18 protein-coding genes are annotated in these 16,879 nt (G+C 60.9%); 4 read left to right on the top strand and 14 right to left on the bottom strand.

Going from position 1 to position 16,879, the window contains the following annotated elements:
- From NKF26_RS21115 to NKF26_RS21095, 5 genes are all read right to left on the bottom strand, one after another.
- A partial coding sequence (locus tag NKF26_RS21115) for an ATP-binding cassette domain-containing protein (RefSeq protein WP_253228603.1) occupies positions 1 to 367 on the bottom strand: 367 nt, incomplete at its 3' end.
- Between the two features lie 11 nt (positions 368 to 378).
- On the bottom strand, positions 379 to 1,362 hold the full coding sequence (locus tag NKF26_RS21110; RefSeq protein WP_066138443.1) for an ABC transporter permease: 984 nt from the start codon (positions 1,360 to 1,362) through the stop codon (positions 379 to 381).
- A 1-nt stretch (position 1,363) separates the two neighbouring features.
- Complete coding sequence (locus tag NKF26_RS21105) at positions 1,364 to 2,362, bottom strand: ABC transporter permease (protein ID WP_253228604.1); 999 nt, start codon at positions 2,360 to 2,362, stop codon at positions 1,364 to 1,366.
- 39 nt (positions 2,363 to 2,401) lie between these two features.
- Positions 2,402 to 4,024, bottom strand: a complete 1,623-nt coding sequence (locus tag NKF26_RS21100; protein ID WP_253228605.1) for an ABC transporter substrate-binding protein — start codon at positions 4,022 to 4,024, stop codon at positions 2,402 to 2,404.
- A gap of 518 nt (positions 4,025 to 4,542) precedes the next feature.
- A complete protein-coding gene (locus NKF26_RS21095; protein ID WP_253228606.1) occupies positions 4,543 to 5,298 on the bottom strand; it encodes a hypothetical protein in 756 nt (251 codons plus the stop codon).
- Positions 5,299 to 5,403: 105 nt separating this feature from the next.
- On the opposite strand from NKF26_RS21095, the gene NKF26_RS24505 reads away from it, so the two are divergent.
- Positions 5,404 to 6,672 (top strand): PQQ-binding-like beta-propeller repeat protein, encoded by a 1,269-nt coding sequence (locus NKF26_RS24505; RefSeq protein ID WP_253228607.1) that lies wholly within the window; start codon positions 5,404 to 5,406, stop codon positions 6,670 to 6,672.
- Positions 6,669 to 7,511 (top strand): hypothetical protein, encoded by an 843-nt coding sequence (locus NKF26_RS21085; RefSeq protein WP_253234844.1) that lies wholly within the window; start codon positions 6,669 to 6,671, stop codon positions 7,509 to 7,511. Before NKF26_RS24505 ends, NKF26_RS21085 begins: the two co-directional genes overlap by 4 nt.
- Positions 7,512 to 7,517: 6 nt before the next feature.
- Here the strand turns inward: NKF26_RS21085 and NKF26_RS21080 are convergent, their stop codons facing one another.
- From NKF26_RS21080 to NKF26_RS21065, 4 genes are all read right to left on the bottom strand, one after another.
- A complete protein-coding gene (locus NKF26_RS21080) occupies positions 7,518 to 8,231 on the bottom strand; it encodes a DICT sensory domain-containing protein (protein ID WP_253228610.1) in 714 nt (237 codons plus the stop codon).
- A gap of 26 nt (positions 8,232 to 8,257) precedes the next feature.
- A complete protein-coding gene (locus tag NKF26_RS21075) occupies positions 8,258 to 8,629 on the bottom strand; it encodes a hypothetical protein (RefSeq protein WP_253228611.1) in 372 nt (123 codons plus the stop codon).
- 59 nt (positions 8,630 to 8,688) lie between these two features.
- Positions 8,689 to 9,300, bottom strand: coding sequence for a hypothetical protein (locus NKF26_RS21070; protein WP_253228612.1), 612 nt, complete (start codon positions 9,298 to 9,300; stop codon positions 8,689 to 8,691).
- A 334-nt stretch (positions 9,301 to 9,634) separates the two neighbouring features.
- The gene (locus tag NKF26_RS21065; RefSeq protein ID WP_253228613.1) at positions 9,635 to 10,837 is read right to left on the bottom strand and encodes a PQQ-binding-like beta-propeller repeat protein; all 1,203 of its coding nucleotides are present in this window, start codon (positions 10,835 to 10,837) and stop codon (positions 9,635 to 9,637) included.
- Positions 10,838 to 10,945: 108 nt separating this feature from the next.
- On the opposite strand from NKF26_RS21065, the gene solA reads away from it, so the two are divergent.
- Positions 10,946 to 12,070, top strand: coding sequence for an N-methyl-L-tryptophan oxidase (gene solA, locus NKF26_RS21060; RefSeq protein ID WP_369682177.1), 1,125 nt, complete (start codon positions 10,946 to 10,948; stop codon positions 12,068 to 12,070).
- 11 nt (positions 12,071 to 12,081) lie between these two features.
- Here solA and NKF26_RS21055 read toward each other — a convergent pair whose 3' ends face one another.
- From NKF26_RS21055 to NKF26_RS21035, 5 genes are all read right to left on the bottom strand, one after another.
- Positions 12,082 to 12,750: a dihydrofolate reductase family protein gene (locus NKF26_RS21055; RefSeq protein WP_253228615.1), complete on the bottom strand. Its 669-nt coding sequence runs from the start codon at positions 12,748 to 12,750 to the stop codon at positions 12,082 to 12,084.
- A gap of 88 nt (positions 12,751 to 12,838) precedes the next feature.
- Positions 12,839 to 13,969: an FAD-binding oxidoreductase gene (locus tag NKF26_RS21050; protein WP_253228616.1), complete on the bottom strand. Its 1,131-nt coding sequence runs from the start codon at positions 13,967 to 13,969 to the stop codon at positions 12,839 to 12,841.
- 593 nt (positions 13,970 to 14,562) lie between these two features.
- Entirely contained in the window at positions 14,563 to 15,129 is a 567-nt protein-coding gene (locus NKF26_RS21045; protein WP_253228618.1) for a helix-turn-helix domain-containing protein, read from the bottom strand.
- A gap of 213 nt (positions 15,130 to 15,342) precedes the next feature.
- Positions 15,343 to 15,939 carry a CoA pyrophosphatase gene (locus NKF26_RS21040; RefSeq protein WP_253228619.1) on the bottom strand — a complete coding sequence of 199 codons (597 nt, stop codon included), beginning with the start codon at positions 15,937 to 15,939 and terminating at the stop codon, positions 15,343 to 15,345.
- Positions 15,940 to 16,015: 76 nt separating this feature from the next.
- Positions 16,016 to 16,471 carry a hypothetical protein gene (locus NKF26_RS21035; RefSeq protein ID WP_253228620.1) on the bottom strand — a complete coding sequence of 152 codons (456 nt, stop codon included), beginning with the start codon at positions 16,469 to 16,471 and terminating at the stop codon, positions 16,016 to 16,018.
- A 133-nt stretch (positions 16,472 to 16,604) separates the two neighbouring features.
- On the opposite strand from NKF26_RS21035, the gene NKF26_RS21030 reads away from it, so the two are divergent.
- On the top strand, positions 16,605 to 16,841 hold the full coding sequence (locus NKF26_RS21030) for a hypothetical protein (RefSeq protein ID WP_253228621.1): 237 nt from the start codon (positions 16,605 to 16,607) through the stop codon (positions 16,839 to 16,841).
- The last annotated feature ends 38 nt before the right edge of the window (positions 16,842 to 16,879 follow it).

Raw genomic sequence — 16,879 nt, 5'->3', positions numbered from 1 at the left:
CGGGATTCAGGCTCTCCATCGGGTCCTGGAAGATGATGGCGATTTCGGTGCCGCGAATCCGCTTCCGCATCTCTTCGTTCGACAGCATCTCCTCGCGTTCCCGCATCTCTCCATCCGGTCCCTCCTCGACGCCGAACAGCAGTTCGTCCCGGAAGCGGACTTCCCCGCCGACGATTTCGCCCGGCGATTCCACTAGTCGGAGGATGCTCTGTGCGGCGACGCTCTTCCCGGCCCCGGATTCGCCTACGAGACCGACGATTTCGCCCTCCTTTACGTCGAAGGAGATGCCGTCCACCGCACGGACGACGCCTTCCTCGGTGAAGAACTGTGTCTTCAGGTTATCGATGTGTAACAGTGTATCAGTCATTTTCGTCTCCGTCAGTTGTTGATTCGCGGATCGAGTGCGTCCCGCAGGCCGTCGCCGAGCAGGTTGAACCCCATCACGGTGACGAGGATGGCCAGTCCCGGCCAGAGGCTGAACCACGGGTCGGGTAGCATGTACCCGCGCGACTGGCTCAACATCTGGCCCCACGAGGGCGTCGGTGGCTGTGCCCCGAACCCGAGGAACGAGAGGCCAGCGACGATGAGGATGCTGATGCCGACCTGCAACGTGGCTTGGACGAGAACCGGTGCGAAGCTGTTCGGGATGACGTGACGCAGGATGATGTTCCGGTCGCGCACTCCCGCCGCTCTCGCCGCTTCGATGTACTCTTCCTCGCGCACACTCACGACCCGCGAACGGATGAGGCGGGCGAAGACGGGAATCGTGGTGATGCCGACACCGATCATCGCGAAGGTCAGGTCGCGGCCGAACGCGGCCATGAACGCGATGACCAACACGAGGAACGGAATCGCGTACAGCGTTTCAGCCAGCCGCATCAGTACGTCGTCGATCCATCCGCCGTGGTAGCCTGCGACCGCGCCGAGTATCGTCCCGCAGATGAGTCCGAAACCGGTCGAGATGATGCCGACCTGCATGGCGATGCGCGAACCGTAGACGAGTCGAACGAGGATGTCCCGTCCGCGGTGGTCCGTCCCGAGCGGGTACTCCCACAGCCCCTTCCCGAACGTGTTGCTCGTCATCGCCGGAGGGCGCAGGATCTTGGCGTTCGTCGGATCGTTCACCGGGTTGTGCCAGAAGCTGCTCACGATGGCGTAGTCGAACAGCTTCGCGTCGATCCACGCGAACACCGCGAGGACGACGATGAACCCGATGATGTAGAGGCCGATCCTCGCGGTGGTGTCCCGTCGGACCTGTTCGAGCGCATAGCGCCATCCGACGTTGGCCTCGACTTTCGCTTCCCCTCGGTCAGTCGCGTTGGCGTTTCGAACGTCCGTCGAATTTGCTTCTCCAGTTCCCATTTCAGTCCACCTCGTCGTAACTCACTCGCGGGTCGATGTACGCGTAGGAAATGTCGGTAATGACGACGCCGACGACGAACGTCAGGCCGAAGAAGATCGTCGTTCCCATGACCAGCGGGTAGTCCTGATTGTTGATTGCCGTGATGATGAGCCGTCCCATTCCGTTGATGTTGAACACCGTCTCGGTCAGCACCGCCCCGCCGAGCGCGGCGGTGAGTTGCAACCCGACGACCGTGATGACCGGCAGTTGGGCGTTCCGAAACGCGTGTTTTCGGACGATCTTTCGTTCCGCGACGCCGTAGGCGCGCGCCAGCTTCACGTACTCCTGCTGGAGCACTTCGAGCATCGAAGAACGCTCGATACGCATGATTGCGGCCATCTGGAGCGTGCCGAGCGTTATCGCCGGGAGCAACAGATGCATGAATGTCTGCCAAAAGACGCCGAGTTGCGTAGACGCACCCTCGACCGCGCTCGGTTTCTGCCATGGTTCGACCAGCCCCGTTGCCGGGAACCAACCGAGGTAGTAGGCGAAGACGATGATGAGCATCAGGCCGATCCAGAAGTCGGGCGTGCTGACGCCGATGAGCGCAACGATGCGCGTGACGTGGTCGGTCGGCTTGTTGCGCCGTTTCGCGGAGATGATACCGAGTGGAATCGCCACGACGAGCGCGAAGGTGAAGCTCGACAGCATGAGCAGGAGCGTCACCGGAAGCCGCTGCATGATCTTCGTCGTGACCGGAGTCCGGTAGTAGATGCTCTCGCCGAGGTTGCCCTGTGCGACGGAGGTGAGGTAGTGTACGTATCGCACCGGAAGCGGCTGGTTCAATCCGTACTGCGCGCGTATCTGGTTTACCATCTCGGCGCTCGGTGACGGTCCGAGCATGATCTGAACGGGGTCGCCCGGAATCGCGTTCGTCAAAAGGAACGTGATCGTCACGATGCCGAGCAGTACCGGAATGGCCTGTAGTAAGCGTCGAATCGTATAGCGAAGGATTCCCATGTGTATTGTCGTTGAATCGTATCGAAAGGGGGTGTCGCGTTACTGCTTCCCGATGGAAGCGTTGGTGTACTGCGTCGCGAGGACGAAGCTCAACACCGGATGCGGTTCGAACCCGTTCACCTTGTTTTTCACCCCGAAACTGTTCTTCAGGTTGTACGCCGGAAGGTGTGCCCGGTCGTGGAGCACCTTGTTGATGGCCTCGGTGTACAGCTTCTTCCGTTTGGCGTGGTCAGACGACTTCCGCGCCTCGACGATCTGCTTGTTGACCTTGTTGTAGTAGGTCCCGTCGTTCGTCCCGTGGGCGGACTTCGTGAAGAAGTAATAGAGGAAGTCGTCGGGGTCAGGGCCGCCCGACCAGCCGAGGGTGTACATGTTGTAGTCGCTCGTCTTGCCGGTGACGAACTTGTTGAGGAACGCACCCCAATCGAGCCGCTGGACGTTGGCGTTGTACCCCGCCTCTTTCAGTCCGTTGGCGACGGTGACGCCCAACTGTTGGCGTTTGTCGTCCGGGGGAACGATGATTTTGGCGTTCCAGTTGTCCGGAACGTTGTCCGAATTCTTGAGCAACTCCTTCGCCTTGTCGATGTTCTTGTCGTGTGGAATCTTCTTCCACTTGTCGAGCGGGAAGCCCCACTTCTTCGAAATCTGTTCCGGTAGCGGACTGTACTGTCGGACCCCGCTCGGTTCGACGAAGTTCGAGACCGCTTGGTCCATGTCGAAGCAGTAGTCGATGGCTTCCCGTACCTTCGGGTCCGTCGTCGGCCCGTTCTTGCAGTTGAAGGCGAGATAGAAGTAGCCCATCCCGATCTTCGACTCGATGGACGTGTCGCTCATGTTCTGGACCTGTTTCCAGAGCTTCGGCGGGATTTCCTCGATGATGTCGTTTTCGCCTGTTTGAAGGCTCGTCAACCGGGTCGTCGGTTCCTCGACGGGAACCATTTTCACGTTTGCGAGGTTCGGTTTCGGCTTCCCCCAGTAGTCGTCCCACCGGGAAATCTTGACGTAGTTGCCTTCCTGCCAGTCATCGAATTTGAACGGTCCGGTGCCGATCGGATTCTTCTTGTTGAATTTCTTTTTGTCCTTCTCCCGAACCGACTTCGGGACGACGGAGGACGTCAGGACGTTCATGAACGGCCCGTATGGGTATTTCAAATCGAACTTGACCTTCCGTTTGCCCGCCTTCGAAACCGAGTCGATCATCGTGAACGTGGACGCGTTCTCGGTCTCCTCCTTGACGGGTGCCGTGAAGGAGTATGCGATGTCCTCGGCGGTCAATGAGTCGCCGTTCTGGAACTTGATCCCCTTCTGGTACTCGACGATGTACGTCTTGCCGCCGTTCTTGACCTCCGGCTTGCCCGTCGCCATCTTCGGAACGACGTTGATTCCGGAGTCGTACGTGTACAGACCCTCGAAGACGCGGTCTGATACCTGTGCGGAAGGAACGTCGTTGAGGACGATGGGGTCGAACTCCAGCGGGCTTTTCACCTGCGCGAGTTTCAGCGTCCCGCTGGTGTTGGCTCCGCCGCCCGAATTATTGCCGCCACCGCCAGAGTTATCTTGATTCCCTGAACATCCAGCCAGCGCCGCGATGCCGGTTGCACCGAGACCTTGCAGAAGCCGTCGTCGCTTGATCGAATCGGGTATCGTGCTTTTTTTCGTCATACTTTTTGTGATTTGTTGATGGGGGTCGCCGCTCGTCCGCAGTCCGCGGACATGTGAGCAACTGTCGAATATTTTTTACTGAGCCAACCATTGTTATTGGGTGCCTGAAACGAACTATCGGAAGCGGTAATCATTGCCTACGGAGGTGATGCTTCAAAATAAATTCGGGAAAGATTATAACTAAAATCGAGCGACAACTCGCCAACAGTTCACGAGTACTACTCCGGATACCAACCCCTATTGGCAATTTTATGATATTATTTCGGTCGGTCGATCACAGTGAGAAGGTTGAGCAAAAACGATCAATCGTATTGTATTTCATTCCGTCGAGAGTATTTAAAGACCGGACAGTTGATGCGAATTCCACACCACACTGTATGGTGTGCGTGAGGGTGAATCGATCCGTCGAAGACGGATACGAATCGGAAGCATCCCGGACTGGTACTGATCGCCATCGTCGGAATACGATGGAGTAATCCTGTCGTAAAAGTTGGATGACGGCCGCCGTTCAGTCATCGTCATCGAACACCGACCGAAGCTCCCATACGCCGGAATCGAAGAAGGGTGATTTCGGATAGCCCGCACCCCGCCAGAGTGCGTCGAGGGGGGGGCGCGAGTTGGGTTCGAACGTCGGCATCGAAGTTGTCGAGCGTGACGGGGAACGGTGCGAGCATCGGCTCTCGAATCGGGCGCGCGTCGTCGCTCGACTCGACCACACCGGTGTCGAGCAGACAGCCATCGACGCCGTACATCGTGAGCGTGACGTAAATCGGGGCCGTCCGCTGGTGGTACGCGAGCACGCGAAGGTACCGCCGGACGCTCCGTGTCAGGTCGAGTTCGAGCGCGCGTCCGTCGATTCGTGGCGGTTCCGTCCGGGATTCCTCGAACGGAATCGCGGCAACGGATTCGACGACACCGTTCGAGAAGAGATGTGCATACCCGGCACAGCCGTCCCGTTCATCCGACGGGACGACTGCCCCGAATCCGTCGGCGGTCCACGAACCGCGCGCACCGTCCCGCCCGAGTATGGGAAGCTGTTTCGGCCACATGGGATCGGCCTCGGGTAACACGCTGTGCTCGCCGAGGTCGATCGCGTAGCCGTCGTCGTACACGCCGGTCGGGACGACGTGAACGACGATACCCCGTGGCGCGTCGAAGTCGAAGTAGCCTTCCCCGTTCACGACCGCTTCGAGTCGTCGCTGATGAAGCGCCGTCGCCTGTTCGTTTGCCCCCCCGGCGTACTTGGCCGCCATGATCGCGTCTCGATAGCTCATTCGCTACCGACCAAACCCGGTGAAGATGGTTAAATGGACTGATATACCGAACGGACCTGTCGACAATGAAAATACTTTTTATTTCACCTAGAAATCTGACGCACAGTGACTGATCCCCGCCCTCCAAACGACAGCCCTCCCCGAAAGCGACCTCCCTCGCCCACCCGTCGACGATTTCTCGGCCTCACTTCGACTGCCATTTTTGGCACCCTCGGTGGGTGTAGCGCGCTGTACCCCGCCGCTTCCCGACCGGTTTCCGCGGACGATTGGCCGCTCGTCGGCTACGATTCGGCGGGCGCGGCATACAAACCGGACGGCCTCTCGCTCCGAGCGAAACCCGCGGTTCGGTGGAAACGGAAGCTTCCGAACGTGACAGGACGTTCGCCGACGCCGCTCATCTACGACGGGACCGTCTACAGCACGGCCGGGAGTTTCCTCACCGTCGATGCGACGGACGGAACGACGCAAACCCATCGGCGACAGCCGTTCGGGGTGACGCCAGCCATCGCAACGGAGACTTCATACCGCAACGAGACGGTCGTTTCGAACGACGGGCGTCGGGTTTGTGGCGTCAACCCGGGCACCGGCCCGCGCGGTGACCTCCGCTATCGCTGGCGGACGCCCAACCCGAAGTCGTCGTTCATTCAGTCGTTGTTACCGAGTGGTGACGCCGTCTCGCCGGTCATCGCCGATGGACACGTCTTCGTTCCACACGATACAGGTGTCGAGAGTAGCGTGCGCGCGCTCGACCCGAGTGACGGACGGGAACGGTGGCGCTATCGGTCTGACGGCCTGTCCTCACGAGTTTCCGTCTACGACGGCGTCGTCTACATCGCGACGTGGGTCAACGAATTCACCGCGCTCGACGCCGAAACAGGGGACGTTCGCTGGCGACGACAACCGTTCAAAGAGGTGCTCACGTGGGGGTACGTGACCGCCGCCGACCACGGCGTGTACGGGACGCGTGACGACTACGCCATCGCCTTCGACAGGAAGACCGGGAAGCGTCGGTGGCTCCGTCACCTCACCGGCGACGGAAAGTACGCGAGGATACAGGGAACACCGACCGTCACCGACGAGACGGTGTACGTCCAGATCACACGGGACGACGAGGACCACCTCCTCGCGCTTGACCCACGCTCGGGAACGACTCGATGGGAGAAGTCGGTTGGCGAGTACAAACGAACGCCCGTCGTCGCGGGCGACACGGTCTACGTCCCCGATTCGCGAGCCCTCCTCGCACTCGACGCGAAGACTGGAGACGAACGGTGGAAATCCGAGACCGAAAAAGCTCCGTCACCACCGGCAGTCGGTGCCGGGATGGTCGTCTTCACGGACGGGTTCGAACTGTACGCATTGGAGGCGTCCCGATGAGCCGAGACAAGCGAATCCGCGGCTCCGAGATCGATCGCGTCGGTTCCGATTCGCCGCCCGACGACTCCATCACGGCCTTCGGATTGCTCGTGGGTGTCCTACGGGACATCCGCTCGCGTCCCTCGCTCGCCGTGCCGTTTCTGGTGACGAGCATCGTGCTCGCCGCCTGTAACGTCGCCCGACTCCGTGACCCGGTAGCGACACAGGTCGCCACCGTCGCTCGGACGGGACTCGCCCATTTCGTCGTGCTGTTATATCCCGGTGACTCCTCCCTCGTTACCCGACCGGTCGGCGCGATTTTGGGGCTTCGGCTCCCGATCATGGCGGAGGTCGCCGCCATCTGGATCGTCACCCAGATAGCGATCGCAACCGCGGTTGCCGCCCTCGTGACCCGTTCGGATGGTGATTCAGTCTCCGTTCGAAGCGTCGCGTCGCTCGTCGTCTTCCAATGTTGTCTGTCCGGTCTCGTCTGGGCGGTCGGCGCGATAGGAACGATGCTCGGCTTCGTCGTCCTGCTCGTCGGCGTACTCCTCGTCGCGTTCGTCTCGGCCCGACTGTTCGCCGTCCCGGTGTTGCTGGTTCGCGGGAGGTCGATGGGTACGGCGGTTCGGCGGAGTTACGGCTCGATCGCCGGGAACACCCTGTCGGTCGTCGTCTTTGCGGGAATCATCGGGACGCTCCAGTACTGGGTTGGGAGCGTTCCGATGCTCGACTCGCTCGCCTCGTACGGTGGACCCGAACTCCACGTCGCGCTCGGGACGGTTCTCGGAGTGTCTATCTTCGCCCCGTTAGGAGTCCTCGGCGCGATACGTGTAGCGGTGATCGCAACCGACGAGTGAGCTTCGTCAACCGTAGGTTTCCACGAGGTGGTCGAGCAACTCGTCCACCGTCGTCGGGTTGTACGTCCAGAATCCGAAGAATTCACCGTCGTCACGTTCCTCGGCGACCAACGCGCATTTCTGGTCGTCGTCACCGCCACCGTCGTAGACGAGGAACCACACCCGTCCGATCTCTCCCGAAGTTCTCGCACAAAACGTCGTGTTGGGAATTCGAGGCGGTTGCCAGTCCGCCCGTCCGTAAATGTGGATATCCAGATTCGTCTCGGACGCGAGTCGTCGATAGAGGTCCATCTGGTCCTGAAATGCCGAGAACGCCTGAAATCCGACGTGTAAGGAACCGACGGCGATACGCCACGCGCGGTCCTCGATTTCGCGGCTGGTCGACAACATCTGCCGTCGGTCGAACGACGTGAACAGGGTTTCATCGAGAAGAGTTCGCAGGTCGCGGAACGAGGACGGATCGAAATCATCGCTCCACGGGACGAGAACCGGCGGGGTGAGGAATTCCTGAAGCGCGGTCAACCCGATCGCTCCCTGAAAACCGTCTTCGTCCCGGATGACGAGGAATTCGTTCGGTCCGACGCTCCGAAGCCGTTTGTACTTCACCGTGACGTTTTTCGTCTCGAACTGCGCCGCGAGGTCCGTATTCGAGTCGCCACCGTACACTACGAGCGTCTTTCGTTCCCGCTCGACCGCGTCGATGGCTTCCCGGAAGTTCATCAGTGATTCCACTCCTTCGTCTCCACTCAATTCTCATACTCGTGTGCCAGCGCCCAATGGAGTAGCCGGACGACCGATGGGGAGAATTCGGACCTGACGAGCAGTTCTTCACGTGGATCGTAGTCGACGAGCCCCGACTTGCGTAGCATACGGATGTGTTGTCGCCGGAGTTCGGCCAGCAACTGTTCGCGGTCCTCGGCCGTCGCCATCCGATATTCGCTCGCGTACAGCCACCCCGTAAGCACGTCGGCCAGTTCGTCCAGCGAGATTCGGTCCCACTCCAAGAGCGTGTACAGCGTATATCGTCGAGGCGTACTCGACAGTGCTCGATACACGTCGTCGTCCAGCGACGTATCTAACAAAATTTCGTACAGAACGTCTTCGGAGTCATTCCCCATCTCGACTCCCCGATACTGCTACTATTCGGGAATGCCTAAATCTTCGGTCCCGACGTGTGTTACAGTCGTCGGGCGAGCAACCGACTGGTGACGAAGAGGACGGCGCTCATCGTGACCGAGGTGGCCGAGACGGCCAATACGCTCAGGCCGGTTCCCGACGCGTCAAAGGGACTTCGTCCGGCCGCCGTCGTGTACTGGTGGATCGTCTCCACGCCGTTGTAGCCCAGGAGGAACACCGCCAACGTGATGACGAGCAGGAGAGTGCCACCGATCAAGCCATAAAACGACGCTATCTCCTCGACACTCAGGAGCTGTTGCATCCGGCGCGTGCTCAGGTCCTCCTCGCCGGAGAGTATCGTCGCGGCGACGGCGACGTGTCCGGCCGCCGCTCCGAGTTCGAGGAGGAGGACGAGCGCACCCGGCATCAGGATGATCGGCGATGCCGTCAGTGGAGCACCACCCGGAAACAGCGCCGCAACCGAGTCGGAGTAGCTGAGCGTTATCGGTGCGATGAGGGCCAGCACGAGCAGCAGGGCGCTCTGCCAGGCGAGTTTCGTCGGGATTGATTGGTCGAAGAGGCTGTTCCGTCGGACGCGCAGTCGCTCGTAGGGCGAGCCGTTGAGAATTGCGTCCGCGATTCTGTCGTCGAGGTAGTCTGTCTGTTCCGTCACGGTACCACGACCGGGGAACGGTCGTTTTCAGCCGATATCATCCTCGGGGATATACCTGTATCGATTCGTCGAAACACCAATATTCGGACGTTTCAGAGCGTTAGGACAAAAATATCGCGTACCGTCGAATAGGGGACTGCGGTGGAATCGTCATCCAGAGGGGCCCCGAATCGCAGGGGTGAACGACGGATTTCGAGCGTCAGCACAACCACGACGTCCTGCCACGGCACCATTCCGGGATAGATTTAGCCGCGTCGCGGACGAGGTTCGGAAGTTCATCGACGGGAAATCGGATTCGGGGTCCGAAGTGTGATGCCGTTGATCGCGGAACCGTTCAGGCCGATTCCAGACAGTACAGCGCCGTCGATTCTCCCTTTCCAGGGCGGCAGGCCACGAACAAGGCACCGTCGGCGACGGCGAGTCCTTCGACGGCCAACGAGGTCGAGTGTGACCACTGCTTTGCGTCGTACCGGTACCCTTCCATGCCGATACCGCCGTCGAGCGCGAACCCGTGGACTGCATCGCCGCTGCTGACGTACAGGGTGTCACCGGCCGCGACGGGGTCGGCCCGATCGAACCGCCCGTTGTAGCGCCACTTGGTCTTCTTGTCGTAATCCCGGTGGGCCGAAAGGGAGTCGTATCCGGCCGCGAAGACTGTGTAATTGCCGTAAACGGGTGCCGAGTTCGCCTGCTTCGCGGGCACTTTCCACCGTGTCGTTCCCGCGTGCGCACCGTCTTGTAAACAGCGGAGCGGCCCACCGAACGTATCGACGAGAATGCCCTCCGAGGTGGGTACCAACCCCTGGATTTGTGCCCCGACTTTCCGTCGCCATTGCTCGCCGAACGGTCGGTCGGTACCGCGTTCGAAAAGCGCATACACTTCACCACTGGACGTTCCGACGTAGAGGATGGGAAGCCGGTATGCCATCGTCGTAATCTCGCCGAACAGGTCCGTCCGTCGGAGAATTCTGCCCGTCTTCAGATCGAGTTTCAGCAGTTTTCCGTTCTCTGTTCCCACGAACAGTTTCGAGGGAGAAACGTGCTCACCTGCGACGAGGTGTGGGGAGGTGTTGATGTCCTCGACATCGGTGAGCGACCACGCTTTCTCGCCAGTCTTCACGTCGAGAGCGTGAAGATCGCCGAGCGCGTTGACGTAAACGAGTCCATCGTGGACGACCGGGCCGTCGGACCATCCGTGGTCGAGGTCGAACTGCCACAGTACGCCCCCGCTACTCGAATCGAGCGCGACGAGCGACTTCCCAGTCGGGAGGAACACCCGACCGTCCACGATGGCGGGCGTGCCCGTCGCCGAAGCGCCCTCGAACGTCCATCGTTCCAGGACGCCGTGACGTGGGGCTTTCGCTTCGGGATTGTAGGCGGTGTTGGTCGTATCGAATCGCGGCATCGGCCAGTCGGTGTCCTTCGCGGTCCCGTTGTTGGAGGAGCCACCCGAGGACCCCGAATCGCCAAGACATCCGGCGAGTCCGGCGGTTAGCGCGCCGCCGACACCGGCGAGAACGTGTCGTCTGGAAGTCATTTTTGGAGTTTTAGTGCCGGATTAGATAAGTTTTCTGAAAATATGGGTGATGAAATCCTCCGCGCCGAACTACCCACGTTCATTGTCACCGCCGATCACGACACGAGTATGACCGAATACGATACCATCGTCGTCGGCGTCGGCGGCATGGGAAGCGCGACGGCGGCCCACCTCGCAAAGCGCGGCGAGAACGTTTTGGGCCTGGAACGCTACGATATTCCGCATTCGATGGGGTCGTCACACGGCGTGACGCGGATCATCCGGAAGGCGTACTACGAACACCCGGACTACGTCCCGCTGCTGGAGCGTGCCTACGAACTGTGGGACGAGTTGGATGCCACGCATCCCACGGAACTCCTCCACACGACCGGTTGTATCGTCGCTGGCCCGGATGGCAGCGAGAAGGTCGCCGGTGCGCGCGAATCCTGTGAGACACACGGATTGGCGTACGAACGGCTTTCCGCCGAGGAGGTGGGCGAACGATATCCGGGCTACGACCTACCCGAGGACTTCGTCGCGATTTTCGAACCGGACGGCGGTTTCCTCCACGTCGAACAGTGCGTCGTCGCGCACGTGAACGAAGCACACCGACACGGCGCGGATATTCGCGCCCGGGAGGGCGTCCTCGACTGGGAGCCAACCGCCGACGGCGGTGTCCGCGTCGAAACGAGGGAGGGAAGCTACACCGCCGACACGATGGTCGTCACGGCGGGCGCGTGGGCCGCGAACCTGCTGCCGATGCTGCGGGTCGAGGCGAGACCGGAGCGGCAAGTGCTGGGCTGGTTCCACCCCGACGACTCCGAGGCGTTCCAACCCGATTCGTTCCCGGTCTTCACCATGGGTTGCGAGGAGGGCTACTTCTACGGCTTCCCGGAGTACGGCGTGCCCGGGTACAAGGTCGGCAAGTACAACCACTTCCACGAGAACGTCTCCCCGGACGACGTGGCCGACCCGACGCCCGCCGACGAGCGCGTCCTCCGCGATTTCACGGAGCGCTACTTCCCCGAGGCGGCCGGACCGACGATGCGCTTGGAGACGTGTCTGTTCACCAACTCGCCGGACGAACACTTCATCATCGACACGCTTCCGGACCACCCGCAGGTCGTCGTGGGCGCGGGATTTTCGGGTCACGGGTTCAAACTGTCGAGCGTCGTCGGCGAGATTCTGGCCGACCTCGCCATCGACGGCGAGAGTCGCCACGATATCGAGTTATTCTCGCTCGACCGGTTCTGACTTCGATCCGATCACCGTTCGACGCGGTACCACAGGTGAGTCACGTCGGGCGAATCCACTACCCTCGTCTTTTCGAGTTCGAGCGGTTCGAAGTCGAGATGGTCGAACAAGCGAACCCCATCCCCGAGCAGGACGGGAACGATGTGAAGCCGAATCTCATCCAGAAGGTCCGCACCGAGAAACCCCTGAACGACGTTCGCCCCGCCCGCGACCGACACGTCGTCGGTACCCGCGGCCGCTCTTGCCCGTTCGAGTGCGCTCCCGACGCCGTCGGTGACGAAAGTGAACGTCGTGCCACCCCGTCGTTCCTCCGTTCCTCGATGGTCGTGCGTGAGGACGAACACCGGAACGTGAAACGGCGGGTCGTCACCCCACGGTTCCTCGCCGGTATCGAACATCCGTTTTCCCATCACGACCGCGCCGACGTTCTCGAACGATTCGGCGAGGATGTCGTCGTCGATACCCGTTTTCCCGCCGTCGAGACCGTGTAACTCGCGCCAACTCGCCAGTTCGTACACCCACTCGTGGAGTCGCTCGCCGCCGTCCCCCAGCGGGTTGTCGATCCCCGCGTTCGGCCCGGCGATGAACCCATCCAACGACGTGGACAGTTCTGCGACGACGTTTCCACTCGTTTCCTCAGTGTCGGTTTCCGACGACTCGGAAATCCCTCCGTTTGTCATCGTCTATTTCCCCCAGGACATTCGGGACGCCGGCAACCCCCTTAATTCTCGCCGCCGTGCGGCCCGGCCACTGGGGTCGTTCGTCCCGCTACTCGAACCGCTCCACGCTGAACCCCTCGATATCGACCGGTTCGCCCATGATCTGATCGGCGACCAGTTTTCCGCTGTAGGGGCCGAGTTGGAGTCCGGTCGCGCCGTGACCGGTCGCCAGGTGGACGCCCTCGACGGTCGGAATTCGCCCCAAAACGGGCAGTTGGTCGGCCGAGCGCGGACGGAGGCCGACACGGATCTCCTCGATCGCCGCGTCGCCGAGTCCGGGCGCGACGCGAAGCGCTTCGCCGAGCACCTCGTGAACACCTTCGGCCGTCGTGTGGGGTTCGAAGCCCGACCCGACTTCACGGGTCGCGCCGACGGCGACGCGGTTGTCCGACCACGGGACCATGTAGTGGCTGTGATACGGGCTGAGGATGGGCCACGAGGAGGTGTCGGTGTCGCCCAGATCGAGGTGGATGATCTGCCCGCGTTGGGGTTCTACTGGGATCGACACGCCGAGCGAGTCGGAAAATCGGTCGGACCACGCGCCCCCGGCGATCACGACCGCCGGTGCCTCGTAGGTCGTCGCGTCGGCGGTTTCGACGCCCGTGACGGTCCCGTCCTCGTGGTGAATCTCGGTCACGTCCTTTCCGAAAACGGTGAGTCCGTGTTTCTTCGCCCCCCGGAGCAGCGCGCCGGTGAACGTCCGGGCGTCCACCCGCGCGGCACCGTCGTAGGCGCGACAGCGCCGAGTTTCGGCGAGGGCCGGGAATCTCGATTTCGCCTCCGCGGACGATATTTCCTCCGTCGTTCCGGGTGCTGGCTGGCCGTATTTCTCCTGTCGCTCCCGAATCCGTTCGGATGCCGCGTCGTACTCCGGTACTTCGTCCTCGTCCACCGCGACCGAGAGCAGGGGACAGTCGGAGTAGCCCGTCTCTCCGTCCTGTTCGTTTTCGAGGTGTTCGACGATTTCCGGATAGTACGCCGCGGCATCGAGTGCGAACTCGAACCACTGGGTCGAGGCGGTTCGACTGCTGGTCGCTGGAGAGATGATGCCCGCACCGGCATCCGTCGCTCGTCCGGTGTCGTGGCGGTCGATGAGAAGCGTGTCCACGTCCTCACGTGCCAGGTGGTAGGCGACGGAGGCACCGACGATTCCGCCCCCGACGACGATTGCGTCGTACATGGGAGATGGTCGCATGCCGTTCACTTTGACGTATGGATACCGACAATCCGGACGGTGGGTCGATGCGAAAAGTATGCCCTGATAGTCACGGGAGAGAATGCCAGCACCGATTGATACCCGATCGATTATTGACGAATACGTTCGATGATCAATCTCAACAGCGTTGAGACGGCGAGCAGGACGCCGGTAATAAGTGGGAAAAATCCTGCCCAGTAAACCCCACCAGGGGCAGTGTTCAGGTTCCAGATCGCATACAGACAGAGTATGAGCGTAATGGCCGCGAACGCCGTGAGCGCGCGGCGACCGATTCCACGCGGATTGGTGGAGCGTCCCCTGAATAGAAGTATGGCTATCGAGAGTATCATCGGTGCAATGGCGCTTGGCGGCAGTGTGAGTGGTCCGGTATGTATCCATTCCGGATACCACGGGTTGTAGTCCAGGGACAGGTCAGTGCTAACGAGGGTGGCGAGCGCGAGGAGTGTTTCGAGTAGATGCGTAGTGCGGTCGGACGGCCAAGTACTCATATGTTCTTTCGGCGAGTTGGAAGGAAATACTTCTGGGAGACGTAAAACGAATTTTAAGCCCGAAACGAACTAGCGGAGTCGCGCCCAGATCCCCCAGCAGAGCACGAGCACAAGAACGAAGAATCCGCCTGTGAAGAACGTGATGAACGAGATATCGAGGAGGCCGTGAGATGTCGGATCGCTCCCGGGTGGCCCGCTGCTGTACTCGAACGTCCGGTAGAGGACGTAGATAGTCGCGCCAAGGAGTAGTATCCCAGCACCAAATACGCGCGCGAACAGATCACGCAGGCCGTTTTTCCGGTTTTCGGTGCCGACGAAAAGCACGACCGGATCGTCGGGTGCCGCGTACACCGCCATCTCTCGCCCTTGATCCGAGTACCGAGTATCTGCGACGCGAACGAGACCTGCGTTCTCAAGCTTCCCCAAATGATACGAAATCGTTTGCAGCGAGTTGTCAGTACGGTCGCGCAGGTCACTAGGAGTTACCGGATCGCTGTAAATCTCCGTGAGTAGTGTGCGAGCAGTGGCCGAAGAGATCGCGTCGAGTGCTTCGTCGATATTCTCGTCGTCAAGGCCGATGAGACGTGGATCACCACGTTGTGTCCCATCCACATCGCGGGCGGGCAGCCAATCCATATCCAAGATGGTTGGTTAATTGCCATAAAAATATGGATGCTTTGGATGGATACTTCCATCACTGTACAACCGCTACTGGCGACGAGTCTCATAGCCTGGATACACCCTGTACTCAACACGGGGACAACCTACCCGACCAAGAGACAAAACACGGACGAGAGTTGCCGATCAGTTTATCCGAGTTCTGGGATTCGACTCTCTGAAAGCCGACTGTCAACTCAAATCCGGGTCGGTGTCGACGAACCGGTCGATTTTCTCCGGCGCGCACCAATCCGTCGCCAGTTCCAGCAGTTGCACCAGCATCCGTCCCGTCGCGCCCCAGACGGTGAAGCCATCGACGTGGAAGTAGTGGATTACCACCTCGCCGTAGTGGGGGTGGTCGCGGTGTTCGTTCTCGTAGTTGTCGAAGTTCGTCAGTTCCGACACCGGGAGGATGGCGATTTCCGCTACCTCGCGCTCGTCGGGGTCGTACTCGCGGTCCGGGATTCTGACGACGAACGGGCTGATGGAGTAGCCCGTTATCGTCCGGATGTCGTCCAGTCGCCCGACGTGCTCGACTTCCTCGGGTCGAAGTCCGATTTCCTCGTGTGCTTCCCGGAGTGCGGTCTCCCAGAGGTCGTCGTCGCCCGGTTCGTGTCCCCCGCCGACGAAACTCATCTGTCCCGGATGTTCGCCGAGGTGGTCCGCGCGCTTGGTGAAGAGGAGGGCGGGACCATCGTCGCGGTCGATAATCGGCACGAGGACGGCCGCCTCGCGTTGCTCGTCCGTGACCAACCGTGGTTCGTGGTCGGCCACCCGACCGAGGTTCATGTGTTTTCGTCGGTCCGTCCGGCCTTAATTTGCCCGGTCGGCGTGCGACTCGTTCTCGGAGCGCAATCGTTCGACCTCATGACTCGTCCAGTCTGTCACGCACGTTGCCCGCCTCCACGGGTGCCCACGCTTCGAGGTCGTAGCTCACGTCCACGAGGTACTGCGCCCGCTCCTCGTCGGCCGTTTCGGCCTCCGCGGCGAGTCGCTCCTTCACGCGTTCGCCCAACCCCTCGCGGTCCGTGGTCCGCTCCGGGACGTCCATGATATGCGGCAGGTCCTCCGCGTTGTCGGGCAACGCCGGGAACGCCACCGGACCGGGCACAAGAACCGTTTCGCCGGTGTCGGTATCGGCGCGTGCTTCCACGAGATAGAAGTCCCGCACGCCGTCCTCGATGACCGACTCGAACGCCGATTCGTCCACCTCTTTTCCCTGCTTGAACGCCAACTCGGCGAGCGCCTCGGCCAGTTCCGCACGTGTCAGTGCCCCGAACAGGTCCACCACGCCCGCGAGTTCGTCTTTCGTCTCACTCATTTCGTCTCACTCGTTACCGGGAAGCATCGGGCCACCGATATTAGTGTTCACTTTCCGGCACCGGGAACGATGAACCCGGTCGACCTTCGTTCAGAACAGAAAGCATTTATTGAAATGGAAATATGGACTGAATATGGTCTCCCTCAGCATGATGCTCACCGGACTCGGTGTGCTCGCCCTCGGTGCCCTCGGCGTTAGATACGGGTACCAACTGTCGACGCCCGACGAGCAATCCGACTCCATCGGCAGTACGAACCCGGTCGATGAGGTCGAACCTGCGGGTTGGCGGGTGGCACTCACGCGACTTTGTTTCGGAATACTCGGTACGACCGGCGCGGGGATGATCGTCATGTCGATGTTTTCCTTCTGACCCGCGAAAACAACGATCGAACGAACAAAAAGAGCGAT

It is taken from the genome of Haladaptatus sp. AB618 (assembly GCF_024136965.1).
GTDB lineage: Archaea > Halobacteriota > Halobacteria > Halobacteriales > Haladaptataceae > Haladaptatus.
The sequence above is the reverse complement of the archived record's forward strand: the minus strand, read 5'-3'. Positions and strand labels throughout refer to the sequence as shown.